The organism is Bacteroidales bacterium (genome assembly GCA_041671145.1).
Lineage (GTDB): Bacteria > Bacteroidota > Bacteroidia > Bacteroidales > JAHJDW01 > JAQUPB01.
In genome coordinates this window covers 1-24122 of record JBAZBZ010000046.1, presented here as the reverse complement: position 1 = coordinate 24122, position 24122 = coordinate 1, and the positions used below count along the sequence as shown (strand labels likewise).

25 protein-coding genes are annotated in these 24122 nt (G+C 30.0%); 1 reads left to right on the top strand and 24 read right to left on the bottom strand.

Annotation, left to right across the window (positions count from 1 at the left end; translation table 11 throughout):
- Positions 1–226: 226 nt before the first annotated feature.
- The 20 genes from WC223_12290 to WC223_12195 all read right to left on the bottom strand — a co-directional run bounded on the left by WC223_12290 (position 227) and on the right by WC223_12195 (position 19770).
- Entirely contained in the window at positions 227–2560 is a 2334-nt protein-coding gene (locus WC223_12290; GenBank protein ID MFA6925016.1) for a TonB-dependent receptor, read from the bottom strand.
- Entirely contained in the window at positions 2557–3513 is a 957-nt protein-coding gene (locus WC223_12285) for a DUF4249 domain-containing protein (protein MFA6925015.1), read from the bottom strand. Before WC223_12285 ends, WC223_12290 begins: the two co-directional genes overlap by 4 nt.
- A gap of 3 nt (positions 3514–3516) precedes the next feature.
- Positions 3517–4503, bottom strand: coding sequence for a thioredoxin domain-containing protein (locus tag WC223_12280; protein ID MFA6925014.1), 987 nt, complete (start codon positions 4501–4503; stop codon positions 3517–3519).
- 72 nt (positions 4504–4575) lie between these two features.
- Positions 4576–5559 (bottom strand): hypothetical protein, encoded by a 984-nt coding sequence (locus tag WC223_12275; protein ID MFA6925013.1) that lies wholly within the window; start codon positions 5557–5559, stop codon positions 4576–4578.
- Between the two features lie 121 nt (positions 5560–5680).
- Entirely contained in the window at positions 5681–6022 is a 342-nt protein-coding gene (locus WC223_12270) for a hypothetical protein (GenBank protein MFA6925012.1), read from the bottom strand.
- A gap of 1552 nt (positions 6023–7574) precedes the next feature.
- Entirely contained in the window at positions 7575–8219 is a 645-nt protein-coding gene (locus WC223_12265; protein MFA6925011.1) for a T9SS type A sorting domain-containing protein, read from the bottom strand.
- A gap of 289 nt (positions 8220–8508) precedes the next feature.
- Positions 8509–9180: an outer membrane beta-barrel protein gene (locus tag WC223_12260; protein ID MFA6925010.1), complete on the bottom strand. Its 672-nt coding sequence runs from the start codon at positions 9178–9180 to the stop codon at positions 8509–8511.
- Positions 9181–9260: 80 nt separating this feature from the next.
- Positions 9261–9797 (bottom strand): hypothetical protein, encoded by a 537-nt coding sequence (locus tag WC223_12255; GenBank protein MFA6925009.1) that lies wholly within the window; start codon positions 9795–9797, stop codon positions 9261–9263.
- Positions 9798–9799: 2 nt separating this feature from the next.
- Complete coding sequence (locus WC223_12250) at positions 9800–10474, bottom strand: hypothetical protein (GenBank protein ID MFA6925008.1); 675 nt, start codon at positions 10472–10474, stop codon at positions 9800–9802.
- A 188-nt stretch (positions 10475–10662) separates the two neighbouring features.
- Positions 10663–11457, bottom strand: coding sequence for a T9SS type A sorting domain-containing protein (locus WC223_12245; GenBank protein MFA6925007.1), 795 nt, complete (start codon positions 11455–11457; stop codon positions 10663–10665).
- A 434-nt stretch (positions 11458–11891) separates the two neighbouring features.
- The gene (locus tag WC223_12240) at positions 11892–12242 is read right to left on the bottom strand and encodes a hypothetical protein (GenBank protein MFA6925006.1); all 351 of its coding nucleotides are present in this window, start codon (positions 12240–12242) and stop codon (positions 11892–11894) included.
- Positions 12243–12394: 152 nt separating this feature from the next.
- Positions 12395–13147 (bottom strand): hypothetical protein, encoded by a 753-nt coding sequence (locus tag WC223_12235; GenBank protein MFA6925005.1) that lies wholly within the window; start codon positions 13145–13147, stop codon positions 12395–12397.
- A gap of 364 nt (positions 13148–13511) precedes the next feature.
- Positions 13512–15686, bottom strand: coding sequence for a YCF48-related protein (locus tag WC223_12230; GenBank protein ID MFA6925004.1), 2175 nt, complete (start codon positions 15684–15686; stop codon positions 13512–13514).
- Positions 15687–15719: 33 nt separating this feature from the next.
- Positions 15720–16982 carry a YCF48-related protein gene (locus WC223_12225; GenBank protein MFA6925003.1) on the bottom strand — a complete coding sequence of 421 codons (1263 nt, stop codon included), beginning with the start codon at positions 16980–16982 and terminating at the stop codon, positions 15720–15722.
- 49 nt (positions 16983–17031) lie between these two features.
- The gene (locus tag WC223_12220; GenBank protein MFA6925002.1) at positions 17032–17547 is read right to left on the bottom strand and encodes a hypothetical protein; all 516 of its coding nucleotides are present in this window, start codon (positions 17545–17547) and stop codon (positions 17032–17034) included.
- A 1-nt stretch (position 17548) separates the two neighbouring features.
- Positions 17549–18064, bottom strand: coding sequence for a hypothetical protein (locus WC223_12215; protein ID MFA6925001.1), 516 nt, complete (start codon positions 18062–18064; stop codon positions 17549–17551).
- A gap of 51 nt (positions 18065–18115) precedes the next feature.
- Positions 18116–18691 (bottom strand): hypothetical protein, encoded by a 576-nt coding sequence (locus WC223_12210; GenBank protein ID MFA6925000.1) that lies wholly within the window; start codon positions 18689–18691, stop codon positions 18116–18118.
- 30 nt (positions 18692–18721) lie between these two features.
- Entirely contained in the window at positions 18722–18883 is a 162-nt protein-coding gene (locus WC223_12205) for a hypothetical protein (protein ID MFA6924999.1), read from the bottom strand.
- 227 nt (positions 18884–19110) lie between these two features.
- Positions 19111–19449 (bottom strand): hypothetical protein, encoded by a 339-nt coding sequence (locus WC223_12200; GenBank protein ID MFA6924998.1) that lies wholly within the window; start codon positions 19447–19449, stop codon positions 19111–19113.
- A 27-nt stretch (positions 19450–19476) separates the two neighbouring features.
- Positions 19477–19770 (bottom strand): hypothetical protein, encoded by a 294-nt coding sequence (locus WC223_12195; GenBank protein ID MFA6924997.1) that lies wholly within the window; start codon positions 19768–19770, stop codon positions 19477–19479.
- Positions 19771–20082: 312 nt separating this feature from the next.
- Here WC223_12195 and WC223_12190 point away from each other — a divergent pair, with 312 nt between their 5' ends.
- Positions 20083–20589 carry a hypothetical protein gene (locus WC223_12190; GenBank protein ID MFA6924996.1) on the top strand — a complete coding sequence of 169 codons (507 nt, stop codon included), beginning with the start codon at positions 20083–20085 and terminating at the stop codon, positions 20587–20589.
- Between the two features lie 203 nt (positions 20590–20792).
- Here WC223_12190 and WC223_12185 read toward each other — a convergent pair whose 3' ends face one another.
- From WC223_12185 to WC223_12170, 4 genes are all read right to left on the bottom strand, one after another.
- Positions 20793–21794, bottom strand: coding sequence for a hypothetical protein (locus WC223_12185; GenBank protein ID MFA6924995.1), 1002 nt, complete (start codon positions 21792–21794; stop codon positions 20793–20795).
- A gap of 213 nt (positions 21795–22007) precedes the next feature.
- Complete coding sequence (locus WC223_12180) at positions 22008–22622, bottom strand: hypothetical protein (GenBank protein ID MFA6924994.1); 615 nt, start codon at positions 22620–22622, stop codon at positions 22008–22010.
- Between the two features lie 697 nt (positions 22623–23319).
- The gene (locus WC223_12175) at positions 23320–23484 is read right to left on the bottom strand and encodes a hypothetical protein (GenBank protein MFA6924993.1); all 165 of its coding nucleotides are present in this window, start codon (positions 23482–23484) and stop codon (positions 23320–23322) included.
- Positions 23474–23935, bottom strand: coding sequence for a type II toxin-antitoxin system VapC family toxin (locus WC223_12170; GenBank protein MFA6924992.1), 462 nt, complete (start codon positions 23933–23935; stop codon positions 23474–23476). The genes WC223_12175 and WC223_12170 overlap by 11 nt, the downstream gene beginning before the upstream one ends.
- Positions 23936–24122 lie beyond the last annotated feature (187 nt).

Here is a 24122-nt window from a genome sequence, read left to right as displayed (position 1 = left end):
AAACAACAGAGCTTCAATGTGTTTTAGGCGGCACAGTTTGCCGCGAAATAGGCGGACCAGTTTAGTGCGTAAAGTGCGGAACACTTTGTCGCGGAATTACTGGACCAGTTTACGCGGAATCTCCAGGAAAGAAGCTTTTCCGTTTATACCGAAATGTATTTGTGATTCTGAAGAACTCACAAATAACAAAATAACTGAACTAATAATAATTATTTTCTTCATTTTTTTAAAATTTAAAATTATAACTAATTGTTGGTAAAATGCCAAATAAACTTTTTTGATAAAGTTTTAAGTTATCTATATCAAATACTGTTTTATAACCGCTGCCTGTTGAAACATCTCTCGCACCTAATACTTTTCTGTCATAATAGTAATAATATGGATTTTTTCTGTTGTAAACATTCAAAATGCTAATTGACCAAGTTCTTTCACCCCATTTTGTTTTTTTAGGAAAATTAACAGCAACATCAAGTCTATGATAATCTCTCATTTTATATGAGTTTACTTTATCATAAACAAAAATCTCATTATCATTAATGTAATAATGTTCGGTAGCAAGAGTAACGGGATAACCCGTGCCATAAGTCCATGTTGCAGATAAAGTAATATCTTTTTTAAGTTTTTGATTAAAAACAAAACTTAAATCAATCAGGCGGTCATATTTAAAAGGAAAAGGGGTTCCGTTGTTTATATTTTCGAATACTCTTTGTGCTTTTGAAACTGTTACGCCTACCCAACCCGTTGAGTTTCCTTGAATTTTTTGTAGGAATAATTCTATTCCATAATTTGTACCCTTTCCATTCTTTTCAACTACTTTTTCCCAATTATCAAGATTTCCCAATAAAGATTTGCCCGGAATAAATGCAATAAGATTATTAATACTTTTATAATATGATTCTAAACTTAATTCAAATTTTCCATCAATAAATGTTTTGGCAATGCCAAAAGTATTCTGAATTGAAGTTTCGGGTTTTATATTCTCATTCGTAGGCATCCAGTAATCAGATGGCACGCCTGTACCAGAATAAGAAAGCATATGAACATATTGATTCATTTTAGAAAAAGAATATTTAACTGATAAATCTTTACGTAAAATAAAGTTAAGTAATATTCGTGGTTCAAAAGAGGAATAATTTTTATTCTTGATATTATAATTTGAATAACGAACCCCAATATTAGCATTAACAATATTTAGCTTTATCTCATTTTCAATATAGCCAGCACTCTCAACTGCATCAAAAGAAGACGAATAATTTTCGTTTATTGTTTCTACATTTTTATCTGATTGTGAATAATGTTCGTCATTAGGAATAAATTTATGATAAATACAATTAGCACCAAATTTCAGATTTATTTTAGTATTTATTAAATATGAAAAATCCATTTTAATGCCTAAATCATTTATGCCAGTATTTAATGTATTGTTAATTTTTTTTGAAATACTATCTGACGTGAGGTTATAATCAAAAATTGTTTTATATCTATAGTAAATATCTGAGATAGTTAAATTACTAAATATTTTATCATTAAAAATATGGTTCCATCTGAAAGAGCCCAGAGTATTGCCCCATTTAACTGTATTTTTATTTTCAGTAGTTTGTGTTTTGTTTTTTGTAGCAACGATATCATCGCCCATGTAGAAACTCAAAAAGAGTTTGTCTTTCAATGAAAGTTTATAATTCAGTTTTGCATTAACATCGTAAAAATTATATGCTAAATTTGTTTGAGTTAATTTAAAAATCGGCAAAGTATTTTTTCTTGCAGAAACTATAAATGATAATTTATCTTTAATTATAGGTGCTTCTATTGATAGTTTTGATGATAATATACCAACAGCTCCCTGCACACAAAGTTTCTGCATGTTGCCTTCTTTCATTCTTATATCCAGAACAGAAGATAATCTGCTGCCATAATGTGCGGGGAATCCTCCCTTTATTAATTTTACATCATTTATTGCATCAGTATTAAAAACGGAAAGGAAACCTCCAAAATGAGAAACATTATATAAAGGCACATCGTCTAATAAAATAAGGTTTTGGTCAGGACTTCCTCCTCTGACATAAATATCACTTTTAGCTTCTCCGCTTGATTTAACTCCTGGTGTTAATTGATAAGCTTTTATTACATCAACCTCGCCAAATAAATTAGGCAACATTTTTATTTCTTTCATTGGAATACGAACCACACCTGTTTCATTTCTGTTAATAATATTATCTTCTTTTGAACTGCTAACAACAACATCTTTTAATAATATTCCTGATGTTAAATAAAAATCTAATTGTTTTTCATGAATTTTTGATATTTTTTTTTCAGCAGATTTATATCCAATAAAAGAAACGTAAATTTCAACAGAATCCTGAACGGGTAAAGTTAAACTATAAAAACCATATTCGTTTGTTGAAGTGAAATGCTTTAAACTCTTATCATATATATTTGCTCCAATCAATACTTCTTTTGTAGTAGAGTCATAAACAAAACCATGTATTGTTGTTGATTTATTTTGTCCAAAGAGTATTGAGAAACTCAATAAAAATATTGAAAAAACAATAGTTTTTCTCATTTATCTAATTTGATTTTGTTTATATGCATAGATATTATGTCGTTGTTAAATCCGGCAAAAATGCCATATCCATTTTGAATATTTGTAAAAACATTTAATGGTTCGCCTACACCATAAAGTATATCTTCTGTTCTGCTATACATTTGCTGAATCATTGTTGTTTTAAATTTGTAGTATTCTTCGGTTACATTCCGTAAATGAATACTAATAAAATGGTCTGAAATATACCTATAGGTATCTTCTATTTGTGGAGGAGAATAATAAATCGTTAAATTATGCTCTTGTCCATTTATTTGTTTATCGTTAAACAAAAGATATTTAGGTTTATTAACATCGAGGCGTATCAATGATGGATAATAACTTTCAGAAGTTATTATTTTGTCTGCTGTAGTTAAATTATAATAAATAGTTTGGTCATCAAAATTACTATATGCAATATTTGATACTGCAATTTCGTAAAAGTTGACTTCATTGGCAGGGTCAGTAAAAGTTATTTTTATTTCAGAAAATACCGTGCCTGTTTCATCATAATACGCAATTGGCGTAACTGAAGTATCAGTAATAATTACTTTGGAAGGAATTGTTGTTGACGCCGAAACACTTTCATACCCATCCTTAATTACTTTCATATTAAGATTCTGACCTGTTACTGGGTACATGCTTAGTTTTACAGGATAGTTCTTAACTGAATCAACATATCGAATTGTATCAAGGAAATTTCCATTTGAATATAATAATACAATAGCATCTTTAATAGTTGTATTTTTTGTTGTATCAAAAATATGAGTGCTGCTTTTAATATCAAAATATAAAGTTTTAGGCATTGGCAGTGTAAATGGAACCAATGTGCAGTTAACAACTAATTTTGGTTTTTTTTCAGGGATTTTAATTTCTATTTCTTTATTACAAGAAAGAAAGATTAAAAACAAAAACACATAACTAATCTTATTCATATTTTATTTTTCCAAATTAAGTTCTTTTATTATTACATCTTCTAAATAATCAACGGCATATTTGCCATCTAATACCATATTGTTTACAATAAACGTAGGAGTAGAATAAATATTATTTGATATTAACATTTCTTTATTTTTTAATAGCTTTCTTAAAACTGTTTTATCCTGCATATCAGTTTTAAATTTATTAATATCCAAACCAATTGTTTTTGCAAAATCAAAATAAATTGATTTTTTATTTAATAATTTTACATTTTCAAAAATAATATCGTGCATGTTTCTGAATTTTCCTTGTTTTGCAGCGGCTTCACAAGCTAAAGCATCATTATCAAAATAGCCACTAAAATAAATAAACTTAAAATTTACATTTTTATTATATTTTTCATATAAGTATTTAAGTTTTCTTTCGGCTTTCTGGCATGAAGGACAATTAAAATCAGATATAATAAAAACTTTAGTTTTTGAATTATTTTCAGTTAAGTTATGGCAATAAAGGTTAGTTGTATCAATTTTATTAAAATATGATGGTTGAAGTGAAATTTTTAATGAGTATTTGTTTTTCATGGAATCAACATATTGTATTTGTCTTTCTTTTTGATGTTGATTTGTTAAATATTTCATTGCATTATTTGTATCTTTATTTTCAATATTTGATTGACTAATAAAATTACCTATATCTTTACTTGTTACTTTTTTTGCTTTTTTTATAATTTCTTTTTCTACAAGTTTTTCAAGAGATATTTTCTGATTCTTAGCTTCGTTTTCTAATATATTTCTTGAAATCAGCATTTCCAAAGCATTCATTCTAAGTTCGAATAATTGAGGACTTATCAATGAATCTATTTGCTTCAATGATATTTTTTTATTGTTTATAATTGCCACGAATTGTTGTGATTCTTGGTTTTTTGTTTCTGTCTTTTTTTTGCAGGCAGCAAAAACTATAAGTGTCAAAACAAAATAAATTGTATTAATTAAATTTAGTTTCATTTTATTGTTTTTTTATAAAATATTTCAAGATTGCTTAGTAAAAAACCAAGCAATCTTGAAATAAAAATTATATTAATAAGGTAAAAGATTTGGTTTAACATACCAATAGTTGCTCCAGATAAAAGCAGAAGCTCCACTTGGAATATGCGTAACGTAGCAATTTGCTCCATCAAACCCACTTTCCGGATATGGAAGATATGGGCATTGATTACCCGATACAGGTGTGTAATAAAAATTATTCGCATAAATAAAAGCAGTAGTTCCGCTTGGAGGTGTGCCTACCTGACAATTCAAGCCATCGTATCCACCAATTGAGCAATCCTTTCCTCTGTAATCATTAGTATTATATGCTAAAAAATAATTCGTGCTGGGCTCATCTTGACTTGGCCAAACAACAATACCAACTCCCCTATAGCTATTATTTTGATCGTAAACAGAAGCGTTATAAGGACTATAGTAATAAAGAAAAAAGTTAGAACTAATATAATCCCAACCACCAGGCCATTTTTTTCTTACTTCTTTTCTAACTAATATTTCATGTCCAAGCCCATTATGTACTATACCAATAAAAGTTCCTGAAGTAGTGTAACCAATAGGATAACCCATAATATAGTTTCTTGTTTGCTTGGTTTTAATTGATAATGACAATGATTTTACATCTTTAATTGTATTTGATGTAACCAAATCAACAATTATTTTTGGTTTTTCGTTAGTATTTATTTCATCATTAGCATTTCTTGTTGATTCGGATGAGTTAGCTGATTTTAACATTTCCACTTCAACTTTATTAGTTAATAAAGAAAACTCATTGTTTTCTAAATAATCAGAAAGCATTTTTTCATCATCGGAATAAACTGCAAAAAAAGCAGTATTCTGACCGCTTTCGTCTGTTACAGTTATTTCTTTTTTGAATTTACCTTGGCTGTCTGCATTTACATCATAATTTCGAGAAGATGCATTATTAACAGGAATAGCAGTTTGAACTTGCTTGCCTTCTTTCTTGCAAGAAGCAAACATCAATCCTGCTGCTGTTATAATTAAAAATATTTTTTTCATGATTTTAAAAATTTAGTGATTAAAATTAATTTAAAAATTTGTAAATATAATTTAAAAATAAAAGAACGCAATATAATTTCAAGATAGAAATTTGGCTCTTTTAAACGCTTTAATCTTTCAGCTATGTGAAGGGAGCAGGTAAAAGTTTAAAAAGTTTATCTACATTTATTTCTTTATTTTGTGATAAGTAAACAGAAAAACAAACTGTCATTTTCCATATATCGTAATTATCAATGAAACATTTCTCTGTCATATTAAAATTCAAAATCTTCAATTCATTTATATTTTTTATCTGTGCTGTCAAAGTATCAAAAAATAATAAAGTTGTCAAAGCAAATATTAAAACTATCAATGAAGCAGGCGGGCAGGCATTTAGCTCTTTTGCAAGTTTTGGTCGTGGGTCGGTTGGTGCGACTTGCAAATGGGCTATATGAGTGATGGCTATCTTTATTTTTCTTGTCATAATTACCGTTTTGGTTTCCACAAAGGTTTTTCCTTGTGCCTAACGGTTACGGGCTTTTGCTGGCGGTGAATTAAAACCTGCGTCAGATTCAGCCGAGACAAAGATAATTACTTATTCCGTATTTTCAAAATGCACCAAAACACCGATGGCAAAAGCCCGATGTTACCGCCTGCTTTTTTCCCTTTTTACTTTTATTGTCTTTCTATTTGCTTGTCTTTGTCGATGCTTTTTCTTTCAAATATTCTACCGTCTCTGTCAATACAAAACATTGTCAATTTATTTTTTTTGTTTTTGTCTTGTTGTGTTATGTTTTTGTTTTTCTTTTTTTATCAAGTTGGTTTTTTTCTGTCCACATATAAACATTGTCAAATAAGTATTCCAATAATATTTCTTTTGTTTTTCAACTTGCTAATCATCTGTCAACTTTTTTATTTGAATTTTATTTTCATTATCAGTATCAACTGAAATGAATTTCTAAATGGTGTCAGAATACGTTTCGTAAAATGTTTTCCATAAAAATTGTCTCTATGATTAATTGTCTCTATCAATTAAAATTTTCAAGTATCAAAGTGTTTTCGTTTCTACCGAGATAAACTTATAATGTATTTTGTACTTTTAATCTCTTCCGAAAAAGTGGGCGGTAACGTTCTTGCGGTTGCTTTCAGCCGCCGAAATTAAAAGCACAAAAGTATCAAAATATAAATGAACTACAAAATAATTACTTCATTTTCAAACAGCACGAATCGGCGGTTGAAGCAACCGCATGTTACCGCCATGTTGCATTTTTTTTTCTTTTCTTCTTTTTCCTATTTCTTCCGCTGTCTATGAACTTCCATAGATTTCCGTCTATGTCCGTTAAAATATTTGTTTCTTATTTTTGCAATCATCAATGAAAATAATTTGTTTCTACTGAATTGTATTTTTTACTTTCAAATTATTCTGTGCAAACTACATTGATAATGCGTTTCCGTTTATGTCCGTCAATGTCCGTTAAAATTCTAATTTGTCTTTTTGTAATAATGATAGAATATTTCTCCTTTGTCGAATTATCTTTTTTTTATTTTCAATCTATTTGGCGCAAACTTCAATGCTTTTGTGTTTCAATCTTTATCCGTAAATGTCCGTTTTGATTTTTCTCAAGTATCTGCATTTTTTCTCAATGAATATATCTTTCTGTGATATTTTTCTGTATCAAGTTTACTACTGTCGTTGTCCGTAATCGCCTGTTTTTTGTCCGCAAATGTCCGTCTATTTTTTGTCAGTATATTTCCATTTTGTTTTTCAAGTGTCTGCTACATTTTGTCAAAATAATTATTTTCGTCTTACATTTTTTCTGTCTGAATCATGATACTTTTTTATCCATATAATTTTTTATTTTTATCATCATACGGTATTCTGTCTGTTTTTCTGCAATTGGCGGTAACGATTGGGTGTTGCTAACGGCGGGGGTTTTAAATGTGCGTCAGTTTCACCCGTGATTAATTTTATTTATTGTTTCACACTTTCAAGTTGTTGCGAACCCCCGCTGATAGCAACACCATGTTGGCAACCGTTATTTAATCAATATCTTTCTATTTAAATTTACTTTGTTTGTTTTAATATTCAGAAAATAGAGTCCTGAATTAAAGTTTGATTTATCTATTTCTATACTCTTTTGATTGTCTATTGAAATAATGAATATCGTCTGTCCAATTACATTTGTCATAATCAATGCTCCTTTTGCAATAGGTTGGTTTAAGTCAATCCTAATTGCTGAATTATCTTGAATAATATTCAATATTGCCAAAGCATTTATTGTCGATGTATTTTTAATTCCATTTGCTTTCCCGTAACATTCAGCACTATCATTATATATTGATTCGTCATGAGATTCATTATTATAAACAGCCGTAACATGCATATAAAAACCACCAACCTTAATAAAATCACAAAAGGGCTGACCTGGAATACCATCACATGGGTCACAACTATGATTTAAATCAGTTGTGAAAGTATATAAACTATCATCACGATAAATATTGTATCCGATTAATGTGTCAGTTAATGAAGAGTCAGGCTTTTCCCATGAAAGAACATAACAATTATTAGGATACTCGTATGTGTGATGCCAATACAAATTTTGTATTGGATTGAGTTGTCCTTTTGATGACAGAATAACTGTCAAGTTAAACAAGAAAACAATAATTGATTTTTTCATAGTGTTGAATTTTTATAATTTGTTTTAACTATTAATGTGCATAATGGTTGCCAACGTTCGGTTGCTTGTTTCAGTGCGGAAATAAAACGCACTTCTTTTTCAACCGAAAACAAAATTAATAAATAGCAATGAACTTTCCTAACCACCGAACTCCGCATTGAACAAGCAACATGTTGGCAACAGCCATTTATTTTATATTTACATAGTTTTCTTAATCTTTATCTCTATTTTAATCTCCGAAAATGTCTCAAAAGAAAAAAAAATAAATTTATAAATTATCAAAACCGTATTACATAAATTTATAATTTAATCCTACCATAAATACTTCATTATAATTCAACTCATCAGAATTGTAAATAAAAACTCTGCGAAATCCACGAGTAAATGAAATGTCAAGAAATAAATCTTTTTTGATTTGTGTTCCAATTCTTGCTAACATTCCAATATCAAATTTTCTATATAGTTCAGGTCTGCTAATAGTTCCTTTTATTTCTTTAATTGACCCATTTGTATACGTATCCGTAAATCCCAATCCTTCCATGCAATTTAATAGAATAGAATTTAATATTCCAAGACATAAAAAAGAATTTTTAATATTGCATTTATATAAAAAAGGAAATTCCAAATATTCATATTTGTTATAATAATTTATTTCTTCCACAATAATATTTAAGTTATTATACAAGTTTATTTTAAATTTATTTTTAAAACCCTTTTCAACAATTTGAAAACCTATGCCTATATAAGAATTATTTTTAATTTTTCTAAAATATTCTGCTCCGACAAATTCATTATGTATATTTTGTCGCCAGTATGATGTTTGATAAAAGCTATATATTTTAGGTGACTGGCTTGCTTGCGAATAGCCTAAATGAATATATAATTCATTTTTATTTTGGGAACAAAGAGAAGAAATAAAAATAAAAATTAAAATTAAGTATATCGTTATCTTTTTTATCATTATTATTTATTTTTCAATAGAAATTAAAATAAAGTATTCGCTTTAAAGAAGAGAGATTTTCCCTAATAATGAGACATTAATTATTTCCATGTTAAATCTCCAGCACAATTTCTGTATGTCCCATGACTACACTCTAATTTTATTTTTGGATCACCCGCTAAGGTTACAGACACATTTATTTCAGAAGAATTGTAATATAAGGAATAATTTGTTTTACTTTCGCAGGTACAATTATTCAATGTTGTACAAGAAGGAGTATCGTAGCAATCAGATAAGCATACAGGAGGATTGTCAATTATCAGATAAAATTCTCCGCAATTTCCTGTATAACATAAACGTCCCGTTGAATTTGCGGGCATCGAAGTACAACCATTAAAAGTTTTCCAAAAAATGATAAATTCTCTTGAATCCTTTTTATCCATTACATTTCTCCAACACTTATCAAAGCTTCCACAAGCAGTTGGTTTTTTGTCGCAATAACAAACATTTCTCGATTTAGTAACTGTTGGTTTCTGGATAGTTGATTCTTTTTGTGTTTTATTACAACTAACTACAATAAGTGCAACAATAGCTACTACTGCGGCACAAGCAAATAAAAATTTAATTGTTTTCTTCATGATTACTTTATTTTAATTGTTAATACTATGTTATTCATAAAAGAATTAAAACTATTGAAATAATGAAATTTATAAGTGGGGCTTTTAATTATATCAACATATGTTTCGTAACGAATGCCAATAGTTTTAAGTGGATTATATGTAAAAGAAAATCCAAGTATGGGATTAATATAATTAAAATAACTTTCTTTCTGATAATCGTAAATCATATATTTATTATTTACATTTAAATAAGTAATACTATCAGTTGAATTATTGGTTGTAATTTGTGAAGAATTTGATTTAAGTAAATAATAAACACCGCTGAACATACATATTTCAAATTTATTTATTTTTTTTGAATATTTTAGGTTAAATGCAATATTATTCCATTCAATATTTGTATTCAAATGAACGTATACATTATATTCTTTATCATATGTATTTGTTTGAAGATTATTAATGTTAATCTTTTGGTACCATAAATCAAAACCAACTATATTATCATTAAATAAATCTTTTGAAAAGCCAATACCCATTTTATATCCCAAAGGATTGCTGCTTAATATTACCTTGTTTGTTATAAAAGAAGTAATACATCCTCCTCCGAATATATTTAAGTGCAAACTATCTCTGGTATTTGCATTACAAATAAATGGAAATATAAATATTAATATAACTAATTTTATTTTATTCACACGGCAAAGTTAATAAAATTTTCTGTAAATGTTTATATTTTTTATGGTTGTTGCCAACGTTCAGTTGCTTATTTAGTGAGGGATTTAAACGCACTTCATTTTCTACCGAAACAAATTTAATAAATCGCAATGACCTTTCCTAACCACCAAAACCCGCATTGAATAAGCAACATGTTGGGGGCTGGGCGTTATTCTTTTATTATCTTTCTTATTTCAACTGTCTTGTCAGTTATAAGTTTTACAAAATATATTCCATTCGTCAAATTGCTTATGTCTATTTGTGTTTTGCTGTTTTTTATTTGTTGTCTTATTAGTTCTTGTCCATCTACATTGCAAATTGTCAAAATGCTTTCTTTTTTTGTTTGTAAAATTTCTATTGTCAAGTTATCTTTTACGGGATTTGGAAATATATTTAGTTCGCTTTTAGATACATATTCAAGTATGCTCTCGGCTTTATCCAATACAACACAACTTTTAATTGTATCAGCATCCCCAAATCCTCCCATTACAAATGTATAGCCAAACACACATGGTTCATCGCAAACCTGATTATTTAATTTTGTAAAATTGCAATAATATTTTTCTCCTAATATCTGTGGTGTCCCAATTGCTAATAAAGACACATAAATTGTCGCAGTGTTAAGAAACTGAAAATACATTTCATAACCAATATAGGGGTTTAAATTTATTGTGTCGTTTTTATTTACATTAATATAAGAACCGCCGGGATATTTCCAAAGTCTAATTGAATTTAAAGGACCTAAAATGCTATCAATTTTAATATAAAGCTTCATTCCCGTGGCATATATACAATTATTACTGATAAATAATACATAATCATAACATGAATCAGGTTTATAATTTCCACAGTGTGAATCTGTCAGTAAAGTAATGCTGGTATCAACGCCAAGATGTAATAATTGCCCATTGATATTTTGTCCGATAAATAGATAAATTATCAATAAGATAATAATTTTTTTCATTTTTAAATTTATTTATTGTATTTATTATGTAAACAAAAAATTAAGGCAAAAGGTTGCATTGAATTTTAAGCCTTGCCCCCAACGTTGACGTTGCTTGTTTTTAGTGCGGTGATTAAACCGCACTTCATTATCTAACGAAACAAAAGTAATAAATAGCAATGACTTTTCCAAACCTACAAAACACCGCATTAAACAAGCAACATGTTGGCTGCTGTGCATTTTTTATTTTCTGTCAAATTGATTTTATCTTTCGTTACCGATAAAAATTTCAAAATGCTCCATTGTCTTTTTTGTCAATCGCTGAAATGTTTCTGTGTGTTGGCGAGGCAAGCTCTTTGGCAGGTTTTGGTTTTAGCGTAGCTCGTGCGACCTGCCAATGTGCTTGCCTTTATGTCGGACTTGCAGTTAAGATTTCATTCATTAAATTTGTCAATTTATTGTATGAGAAATCGAGAATTAACGCCAAACCTATCTGTACTTTGTGTCAACATGCTAAAATGGTCTATAATTATGACAAAACTATCAGTCGCCATGAAAGAATTAGCAGTTACCATGGGGGTTCTTTCAGTTACGGCAGCAGTTCTTTCAGATACTGTTTGAGTTCTCTCAAATACGATGGTAGTTCTTTCGGATACTATTGAAGTTCTATCAGATACTGCGGCAGTTATTTCAAATACCGAAAGAGTTCTTTCAGAAACTGTTGTAACTTTATAAAATACTGTTGAAGTTCTCTCAAATACTGTTGGTATTCTTTTAAATACCGTTGGAGTTTCTTTTAATATCATAGTCAAAATATAAATTACGAGGTCTGTTTAATAAACTGCATCAAGATAATTGGCGAATGTCTTAAAAGCTATATAAAATATCAACATATATATATAAATGAAAAAAGGAGCTCTGTAATTAACAAAACCCCTTTTATAACTGATTTAATCGTTTACAAGTCATATTTTCTGAATTTTATTTTACTGATTTGTTTATGTTGTGGACTTGATGCACCAAAAACCGATTTTATATATTTTTTTGCTTCTAATGCAGTATCAACTAACCCAGATAAATGTTGATACATGATAAGGTTTCTTGTCAATATTGCATTTGAATATGTTGTATGAGCATTAATAACAGCAGTGTTTGAAGTTTTCAAACTTGCGAGTTGTGTGTTTAAGTTGGTTACTTTTAAATCAAGTTCATTTGGAACATACAGCGGTTCGGAAGAAACAACCTGAATTAGTTTTGTAAAATGGTCTATTAAACTGTCGTAACTCTGTTGTGAAACCGAAATATTCTTGTGTTGGGTTGTGGTTGTGACTTCTGTTGTGTTATCTTCTAATGGTTCTACGTCTAATTTTTTTGCTCTTACGCCATGGATTTTGTGATTAACGGTAATTGCATCATCAATTAATTGCTGTGTTGCATCAGTTGCTTCAAGCGAATTAATAATTTTCGTGCAAAGTTTTTTAAGTGGCAAAAAAGCCAACTCTCTTGCATTAGTGGCATTGTCGAAATTTGTTTTTGCTGATTTTACTGATTGTAATGCATTTCTTGCTGTTGTTAGCAATGTTGTCATTGCCGCAATTTTAATGCTTGCTTTTGACGGATTATAGGCGGCTCCGTAGCCAGTGCAAACCGAGATTAAATCTTCGAAGTTCGCAGCATTCTTAGAATGCCCGGTTTCAAATATTGTGTTCATAAAATTTAAAATTTAGATTAATAAATTGCTCCCGTTATTCTGAAAGCGTAAATTTATAGAAGTGCTTCATAGGCGGGTTGTTTGTGGTTTAATTTTATTTTATTAATCTTACTGTAAATATAGCAAATTATAGACCAAAAGTCAAGTAAAATTTAGTGAAAGGTATGTTTTGTTTAGTTAACGGTAGAAAGTTATAAATAAATGTTATGTTTAAAATTCAGAATAAAGCTAATAAATAACGTGCATTAGCGATAGAAGCGGAAATACTTTTACGAGGAACGAGTAAAAGATTGAAGCGGATAGCGCGACACCAATTTGCGTTGGGTTGTGCATGGCAATTGGTGGAATGCCCTAATATTTTTAATTATTTTAATTTGCAAAACCTTCCAATCTCAACACCTGATTCGTTTACAACTTTTATAAAATAAATTCCATTCGGCAAATTACTGACATCAATTTCTGTTTTATTTTTGTTTGCTTGCTGCTTTATTAGTTCTTCTCCGCTTATATTGTAAATTGTAATTGTGCTTTGCTTTGCAGTTTGCGAAGTTTCTATTGTTATTTTGGTGTTTGCGGGGTTGGGATAAACATTTAAAGTTTCCTGTTTGCTTTTTTCTTTTACCCAAACAGTACCTCCACTTGTGGTTTTTAAAATTGTTCCACCCTCGCCAACAGCATAACCTGTATTTGCATCGGTAAAATAAACTGAATTTAACCAATTAGTTACATTGTTAATTTGCCCTGTCCAGTTTGTACCACCATCAATTGTTTTTAGGATTGTTCCGTTTTGACCAACAACGTATCCAATATCGGTAGACACAAAATAAAGAGACGATAAATAATTTGTTGTATTAATTGTATTTGCTATCCAATTATTTCCGTTATCTATTGTTTTCCATACTTTTCTGGCTGTATAGGGAGGAGTTCCATAGTTATAACTTCCAAGGGTGTAACCCATAATAGAATCAATAAAACGAACAGAATATAATGGGCCGCTCACATTACATGCTGTACCATTCCAATTTATTCCCCCATTGGTTGTTTTCTGAATTACATCACAATAAGAATGATCGCCAACAGCATAACCCGTATCGGCATCTATGAAGTATACTGAATTTAAACCCGCCACGTCATCACGATTCTGATATATCCATGTATTTCCGGCATCGGTTGTTTTTATAATATCCGTACCAACAGCATAACCAGTATTAAAAGTAGGAAAATAAACTGAACTAAAACCCATATTTACTGGGCATGTTTGTGCTGCCCAGTTTGTTCCGCCATTGGTTGTTTTTAGAATTGTTTCATTACTGCCAACAACATAACCCGTATTAAAATCCGTAAAATATACTGAATTTAATCTATTAGTTGTTCCGCTTGTTTGTTCCTTCCATTTAATTCCCCCATCGGTTGTTTTCATTATTATTCCTGTATATTGATTTCCTCCAACAGCATAACCCGTATTGGCATCGGCGAAAAAAATCGAATATAAATCAATAGTAGTTCCCTTTGTTTTTGATGTCCAATTTGCTCCTCCGTTTGTTGTTTTTAGTATTATTCCGTTTTGTCCAACAGCATAACCAGTGTTGGCATCGGTGAAAAAAACCGATCTTAAATAATTAGTTGTTCCGCTCGTTAATGCCATCCAATTTGTGCCTCCATTAGTAGTTTTTACAATTGTTCCTTTTCCATAACCATTATAGCCAACAGCATAACCTGTATTGGCATCAGTGAAATAAACTGAATACAATAATTCGGTAGTTCCGCTTGTTTGTATTGCCCAGTTTGCTCCCGCATTAGTAGTTTTTATAATTGTTCCACTATTACCAACAGCATAACCAGTATTGGAACTAGGGAAATAAACTGAATATAAATCTTTACTTATTCCGGTGTATTTTGAATTCCAGTAAGTACCGTTATCGGTTGTTTTCAAAAATAATGTATTACTAAGAGATTGTTCACCACCAGCAACATAACCAGTAGAGGCGTTGGTAAAACATACTGATTTACAAGTCCAACCACTTCCTTGACCTTGTGTTGTCCAGTTGGTTCCCCCATTGGTTGTTTTTAAAATTGTACCCCCATAACCCCCATAACTGTAAGACTTACCACCGGCAGCATAACCTGTATTAGCATCGGTGAAATAAACTGAATATAAACCAATAGTTGAATCACTTGATTGTTTTATCCAGTTTGTTCCGCCATTTGTTGTTTTGAGAATTATTCCATTACCATAGTTGCCATAAGAATATCTATCGCCACCTACAGCATATCCTGTATTAGCATCAGTAAAATAAACTGAATTTAAATCAAAAAATGTTCCGCTTGTTTGTACTATCCAGTTTGTTCCAGCATCTGTTGTTTTTATAATTGTTCCGGCATCACCAACAGCAAAACCAATATTAGCATCGATAAAAAAAATAGAATTCAGTGTATTGCCTGTTGGCAATGGACTTTGCCTTATCCATGTGGACTGTGCAATAGTAAAAAGGTTCGATAGAATAATAAAAGCGATAAAAATAAAAGTTAGTTTTTTCATAAGTTTATAGTTTTAAATTATTTATTCTATCACTTAATTTATAACAATCTTCTCGTTTTTAACAGCATTATTTCCTAATATTCTAAAAATATAAATTCCTTTCGGATAATTTTCAATATTTATTGTTTCTTTTATTTCACCAACGCTTTTTTCAATTTGCTTGCAAAAAATAACTTGCCCTTCAATATTAAATATTTCAATATTGTTCCATTCATTGTAAGTATTCTGAATTGTAATATTAAGGAAATGTTGGCAAGGATTAGGGAACAAAGAAATATTATCAATTTCAGTTTGGTTTTCCTGCACACCCTGATTACTTGCTCCGTTCATTTTAAAACAAACCATTGATAGACCTGCAGCATATCCTATATCAGCCGATGGAAAAGAAATCGCATAAAATTCGCTTATGGCTGGTGTAGATACATCAATAATCCAATGTTCACCTGCATCAAAAGTCTTAAGTATTTCGCCATTCAAATTGCATGCATAACCAACAGTAGAACTTGCAAAACGTATTTTTGTTATTTCTTCATTGTTAGGGGCATTCTTTTTTGTCCATGATTGGCCGGCATTTGTTGTTTTCAATATTAAGCCATGGTAGCCAACAATAAATCCTGTGTTGGCATTAATAAAACAGACATCATCAAAATAACTCTTGACGCCAGATGGAAGGGTATCCCATGAAACACCTCCATTGGTGGTATGGCTGATATTACCATCGCCACCTCCAAAAGGGTCTCCTCCTATAGCATATCCAATAGTTGTTGAAGTAAAAAACATACCATGTATTCTTTGTGAATATCCATTAGGTATAATTAAAGAATCCCAGTGAACTCCACCATCGGTGGTTTTTAACATAATTTCAACTTCAGAACCACCACCAGCATATCCGTTGTTAACATCTAAAAAAAATACAGATTCAAGTGCTTCAGTTGTATTTGATACTTGTTGTGCCCAATTATTGCCTCCGTCAGTAGTTTTAAGTATTAATCCTCCGCTTCCAACAACAAACCCTGTATTTGTTGAATTAACAAAATATATATCACTAAAGCTCGTGCTGCTGAGAGATTTAACAACTGTCCACGATGTGCCACCATTAGTTGTCTTTGCAATTTTGCCGGTACCCTGATTCAACATATCGGTATTGCCGATTAAGTAACCTGTTGAGGTGCTTGTAAAATACAAACCATCTATTCTGTATAAGCCCGTAATTGGGGGAGTTGTACTCCATGTTGCTGATGATTTATTTACAAAAAGCAACAATAAAGAAATTGAAAGCAGTAAAAGTTTTTTCATGAATCTGAGTTTTAAGTTTATAATTATTTTTTTTTAATTATTATAATATTTAACAAGCATCAGTTCTTCTGCTTGTGCTTTTTTTATAACCATCTAAAATAATCGGAAATTCACCTGCTGACGTAGAAACAGTTCCTTCGAAATGAAAAACGCCTTGTATAATGCTTCCTTTTCCAATAACTGGGGCTTGACACCAAGCGACATTCTTTTCTGTGGTTACATTAAAATAATATTTATTATTCAATGGAAAACCACAGCATTCGAAAAAGTCAAATAAGTTGTTAAACTTTATTCTATTAAAATCTTCAAACGAATTCGAATTGCAACCAGCATGATCTTTAAATACCAGAACTTCTTTTTTATCTCCTACTTGTGATGGGTCTCTCGGATATGAAGTTACTGTGATTTCATAAGTTCCTTCCATTTCATCAACATATGCTACGCAGGAACAATCTTCTTTTTTTGCTTTTGGGTCATAGTTTTTCGCATAAGGATTAGTGCATCCTTTCCTTTTACAAGAAGTTAAAGACAATATAATAATCAATAAAAATAATATTTTTCTCATATTATTTTTTCTTTTTGCCGCAATTATCATTAAAGAAACCCACATATTTATATATTTCAAGCCACCCCTGTCTATCATTGTTTATTTTATCAATAAATACAGGACAGTCTGAACATATTTTTTTAAGATTCTTTCTTTTTAATCTTAAAAAAATACCCCTTGGATTATCAGAACGTCTGATGTAGTAATAAGAACTGGTATTGCCCGAAATTTGATATAAATTCAAGTCGCCAATTATAGCTCTTTGCATAAATAGCCATTTTCTAAATCCAAGAACAAGTTTTGCTTTTCCAGATTCAAATACATTATCTCCGTTTTTGTATACGAGAATATTTTTAGCTTTATATTCAATTCTTTTATTATCAATTTCACAAAGGATACGTGTTAATCGAGCTCCTTTTATATTACAAAACACTTTACCATTATCTAATGTAATAATATAATCTTTCTGTTGCTGAGAAAAACAATTTGAAATTATTAAAACGTAACTAATAATAATTAAAATCAAAACTTTCATAATATTAAATATTAAATTACATTTACTCTATTATACGCCAATGTAATTATTTTATTTTTTAATTGTTCCCGAACTCTTTGATTTGTTGGTGGGTTTTTTACCGCAATTTTTATTAAAGAAATCAACTTTGTCCTCAACGCTTGTTTGATTTCTTTCATAGCTAATCTTCTCAGTAAATTCAGGACAATCAGAACATATTTTTTTAAAATTATTTATTCTTGCACTTAAAAAAATACCCATATAATTGTTAGAACGTCTGATATAGTGATGAGTTGAAATTTTTGTGCCACCTCTTGCTTTATCAGTAACCTCTATATTTATTTCATATAAATTCATATCACCATCTATAGTTTTTTTTAAGAATACCCATTGTCTCCATAAATACTTTACTTTTCCTTTTCCGGATTCATATAAATAATCTCCGTTTTTGTACCCGAAAATATCTTTAGCTCTATACTTGATTTTTTCACCGTCTTTTATAATAACAATGCGCTTGTAATTTGTTTTTTTTATTTCACAAAATACTTTCTCATTATCTAATGTAATAATGTAATCTTTCTGTTGCTGAGAGAAACAATTTGATAGTGTTAATATAACACTACTGAAAATTAAAATAATTGTTTTCATAAAATTTGGTTTTTAGTTTGTTAATTCATTTTAAAAATTCATTTTAAAAAAAATGTATCTAAGATACAAAATTACCAACAAAGCAAGCGGGCAAGCAAGATTTAGCTCTTTTGCAAGTTTAGGTCGTGGGTCGGCTGGTGCGACTTGCAAATGGGCTAAATGAACGTGGGCTATGTTTGTTTTTCTTGTCATAAATTACTGCTTCAGTTTCTAAAAGTTTTTTTCGCATGGCAGCCAACGGTTGGGTATTTGTAATAGCCGCCGACTTAACAGCACAAATATATCAAACTATGATGAAACTAAAAAATAAAAGTCCAACAACAATTTAGCACAATACGGCGGTTTTACAAATACCATGTTAGCACCCGTAAATTCTTCTTCGTTCTTTGAAATATTGATAAAAGTTCTTCGATATAAACTTATTTATAAAGTCTAACTGTCTTGCATCCACCTTCTGTTATTGTTACAGAGCCAGACCAAGAATGACCAGCCGCATCAGACGCTTTATATGTATATGTGTCAGGTAATGCAGAAAAAGTAAAACAGCCACTTGCCCCACAAGCGGGAGCAGTTGCATTATCAACTGTAATATTTCCTGACGTGCCGTCAGACATAAGAACGGTTACTACACCTAATTGACTTAATGTGTCATTCCAAAAAGTAACCTGCCCCTTTTCTACTTTTTTTTTGCAACTATTTAAAATTGCCACGTTGCCTATTATTAATAAGCAAGCAAATAATATGATAATTTTTTTCATAAAGATTTTGTTTTTAAATGTTACCTGCTATTTTTTTTGTTCTGATGTTTTTATAGGTGTGCCTTTCACACTATAACCAAAGAATCTTTGATAAACTACTCCATCAATTAAAGCATCGTATCCTTGTCCTTGCTTTTCAATTGCTTTATCAATAGCATCTTTTACAGTCCAACCCCATGCCTTAATTCTTGGTGCATCTTTTTTAACATTAAGAGTAACATTTTTTGTGCTAATGACAGTAAAGTCCGTAACTCTACAACTTGTCAATGAAAATATTGTCACTGTTAAAGGAACAATAATTAATAATTTAACTTTTTGCATAATTTTTTTAATTTTAGTTTTCTACTTTGCAGTCCACAAGCAGAGTTAGTAAAATAAAAAAGCGTGGACTGTAACTATATTTGTGCAAGAGGTATTCGACTACCCAACACTACAAACAAGTTTAGCCCACGCTGAAACGTAGGCGTATCACTTATTATCCTTGTAGTGTTTGAAATTGTCGAATTTTCTTGCACAAGAATAAAGCTAACGCTTTTTCTAATTATTTATCAAAGAACTTTTTATCAATATGCAAATTTAAACTTTTTTCTATCTTTGAGAAAAATAATATATATAAATTAAAATCTCAAGGAAATGAAAATTAATGAAATTTTTATCACTATTTTAAAAGCAATATTTATTACAATATTGCCAACAATAGAAGTAATTTTCTCTTTATTAGAAAGAATTAATAATTTAAAAACTTACACTATGGACACAAATTTAACATTTAGCATTATAAGTATTTTGGGAACTTTTTCTGTTGTATTTTATTTATTATATCAATATGAAAAAGTTAAAAAAGACATGAATTTTCAATTTAAATACTTTCTTTTAACATCTAAAATATTGAAAAGTAGAGCAAAAAATCTTTTTGTAAAAATTGGATATTTAGGTGTTGAATATTATAAGTTATCAGATGAAACAGATGAGCAATTTTTTGCAAGAATACCAGAAGGACATTATAAGCAATATATACAGGGGGAATATAAAGAATTAAAAGAATATGCAAGAACTTTATTTAAAGAAGAAAAAGTAAAAGACATAGATGAAATAGTAAATTTAATATATGGAGTAAATCAAAATGAAAAACAATCTTAACCAAATATTTTATAATTTCATAAACTTATATCTGTGTTGCACTGCCGAATATTTTTATGGGTGCTAACGGTCGGGGCTTAGAGTTGGCGGGCATTTGATACCTGTGTCACTTTCCCCCGAAAACAAATTTATAAATAATTACAGAATTATCAAATTACTAATTTCTGCCCGCTAACGCTAAGCCCATGTTGGCAAACGTAATTTTAATACTGAGTCCATTTACCAATCTTTTTTATAGTACAGTCATTGTACTGATAAATAAAAATACCATTTTCTGCTTTTTCAGGATTTACTTCTTGTCCCATAATGTTATAAATATGTATCAATTTGGGTATTTGTGTCTTTAAAATATTTTCTTCTATCAAATCGGCACATGTAGTACTCCATGTCGCTGCATTATCTTTAAACCAATTGCCAGGGGCGGAAATTGTTAATCCGAGTTGAGTATTATTAACACATATTTCAGATAAATTGGAATTATTAAAGCAATTTAAATAGACCAAATCTGTATTATTTCTAACATCAAGACTTACAAGTTGGTTATCACAACACACTAAAGATACCAAAATAATATTTTTACTTACATCAATGTTCATAAGTTGGTTAACACTGCAATCTAAATCATATAAGGCAGTATTCTCACTAAAATCAATGTTTGTGATAAGATTATTGTAACAATATAAAGTTGACAAAGCGGTATTCTTATTAATATCAAGGGTAGTTAGTTGATTATTATAACAATGTAAGTGTATCAAAGCAGTATTTTTTGTAATGTCTATACTTGCAAGTTGGTTTTCTGCACATGATAACCAAGCCAAATTAATATTCTTACTAACATCAAGATTTGTGAGTTGATTAGAGGAGCATAATAAAGTTTCCAAAGCAGTATTGTTAATAACGTCAATGCTCGTGAGTTTATTATTATAGCAATCTAACTCTGTCAAGACAGTATTACTACTTACATCTAAACTTGTGAGATTGTTATTATGGCAATCTATATAAGTTAAAGAAACGAAAACTTCTATCCCTGTCAAGTCCGAAATAGATTTAGAGCTAACATCTAATGAACCCACTGCTTGTGCTTCACCAACCTGTATTTCTCCATCACCGCTTGTATCAATGCCAGCTGCTATTAATGCAGCTTTAAAATTAGTGTCAGGTATATTTACAATTTGTGCATGTGTTGTCAATACTATGAATGACAAACCAATTAAAGTATGTGTCAGTTTTTGCATAGTTTTTTTAATTGTTTTAAATTGCAAATACGTTTCATATTATGTTTGCCAACGGCTACGGGCTTGTGACGGCAGCGTTTTAATACTTGCGTCACTTTCACCCAATACAAAGTTAATAAATTATTTCAAAGTTTAAAATAACACTTCACCGCTGCTGACACAAGACCGATGTTATAGCCCGTTTTAATGTTCATCTTCAAATTTTAATTTTGTCAAATCGTAGTTTCTGCATTTTTTATTCTTGTCTTTGTCTATAAAACAAATTTCTATTCCTGTTGAAGCTTCACTAATTGTCACGTCACCACGCCACCAAATTGAAGAAATTGAAAGTTGATATGAATTCAGTGGAAATGGTGTTATATCATCGAGCTTGTACCGTTTCAATAAGTCGCCGATATTATTGTAAACAACAAAAACATCCAAACCGTACCCCATACTGCCCCAATTATCAAACGTCGCGATAAATTTACCGTCATTAGAAACTGTCACATAAGATGGGGCTATGATATTAATGAGTTGTCTACTCCAAATCGCTATAGTATCAGCATTTTTGATTTCATATAATGTCGCTGTGCATGGTGTCAGAATTGTATCAATTTGCTTAAATTTTTTCAAATTTTTATGTTTATGTTTTGCATCGATGTAATTAAAATATTTTTCAGGAATCTTTCTTGGAATAACTTCTATAAAAAAATATTTATTATTTGAAAAATATCTCTGTGTTTTAGGCTCTGGCCAAATATCTGCAAAGACAATATTTGTCAAAATAAATAATGAAATTGTCAAAAGTAGTTTCATAAAAAATGGGCTATAACGTTACTGGTGCTGCTCCTGTGCCGATTTTAAAAGCACATTCTTATCATCGCGAATTAATTGCTCAAAGATATAATTTTATTTTCAATTAGCAATTCGCTCGGCATTGGAGCAGCACCATGTTAGGCATAGTTGTATACGCCAGCCCTTAAGTGCGTCAGGGAAAACGTAGTTCAAATAACGGAAAAATCTTATCAGGAAGAAAATAAATTTAAATATTGTTTATTGTCATGTATCTAACCAGATACGTGCAGTCAACAATATTGTCAGGATATATTTTGTCTTGGTTCATGGCACTCTATCCAAAAGACATTTTATCAACAAAAGTTAAAAAACTATTGATTTTTATTTTTTTTATTATAACTTTGCCAAGTCTTTTTAACGTATCTACGTTACAAACGATAACAAATAGTTTGCACGGTATCTCCGTAGAAAAGACTTAAAAGCAAAATTTAATCACTTTTCCTTTTCCTAAAATGTCTTTCTCTCTTTCAATGAACCACTACATTATTTTCCTGAAATGTTATTTTCTTCCACCTTGCCGTTATTGGAATTATGCCTAACGGTCGGTTGCTTATTTCAGTGCGGGAATAAAACGCACTTCATTTTCTACCGAAATAAAATTAATAAATTGCAGTGAACTTTCACAACTCACCGAAACCCGCATTGAATAAGCAACATGTTAGCGGCATGGCATTATTCTTTCTTTCTTTTCTCTGTTGCGGAAATATTCTAATATTTGTTCAGTTGTCAACCCGACTAACTCTAAACTTATTTTTTCTCTAACCTGTCTCATGAATTTAACAGCGTCAAATATTTTTTCTTTTTTTTCTTTTTTAGTCTTCATAGTCTATAATTTCTTTAGGTGAACGAATTTCTAATGTTTGATAACCTTTCTTCAAGTTTACAGAATTGTATCCTCTGATACGACTTACATTTACAATGTGTTTAAAATTCCAACTTACTAAAATGTCAACTTTATGAATTGTCGCCAGTGCAATATGTAAACAATCAGCAAAACTTGTCTCGCCTACTACATTGTCTGCGAGATATTTTTCAGCAAGTTCAACTGCCTCGTCGGTAATTTTAACAAACTCAACATCGTCTTTATGCAATGCTTTAATAAGTTCCTTAACTTTCTCTGGAGCTTTTCTCAACTCCTCCTCTGTCACTTGAGAATAAACAATTTTAATTTTTCGTTTTTTTACTTGGTCAAATATCCATTTAGATTCAGAGGAAAATTCTTCATCAAAATATCCTCCAATAACAGAAGTATCAATATAGATTCTTTGTTTCATATTAAATAAAATTTATTATGCAAAGATAAGAAAAAATTCTTGAATGTATCAATTGAGGTGATGTCTTATACTGAAATAGGTTGACCATTTTTCGTTAAATATATTTTACAAAATTAGCACTAAATTCCGAAACATTGATAACTTATTAAAAAACCTTTGAGAGTTTTTTAAAAGTTGTCAACATTCC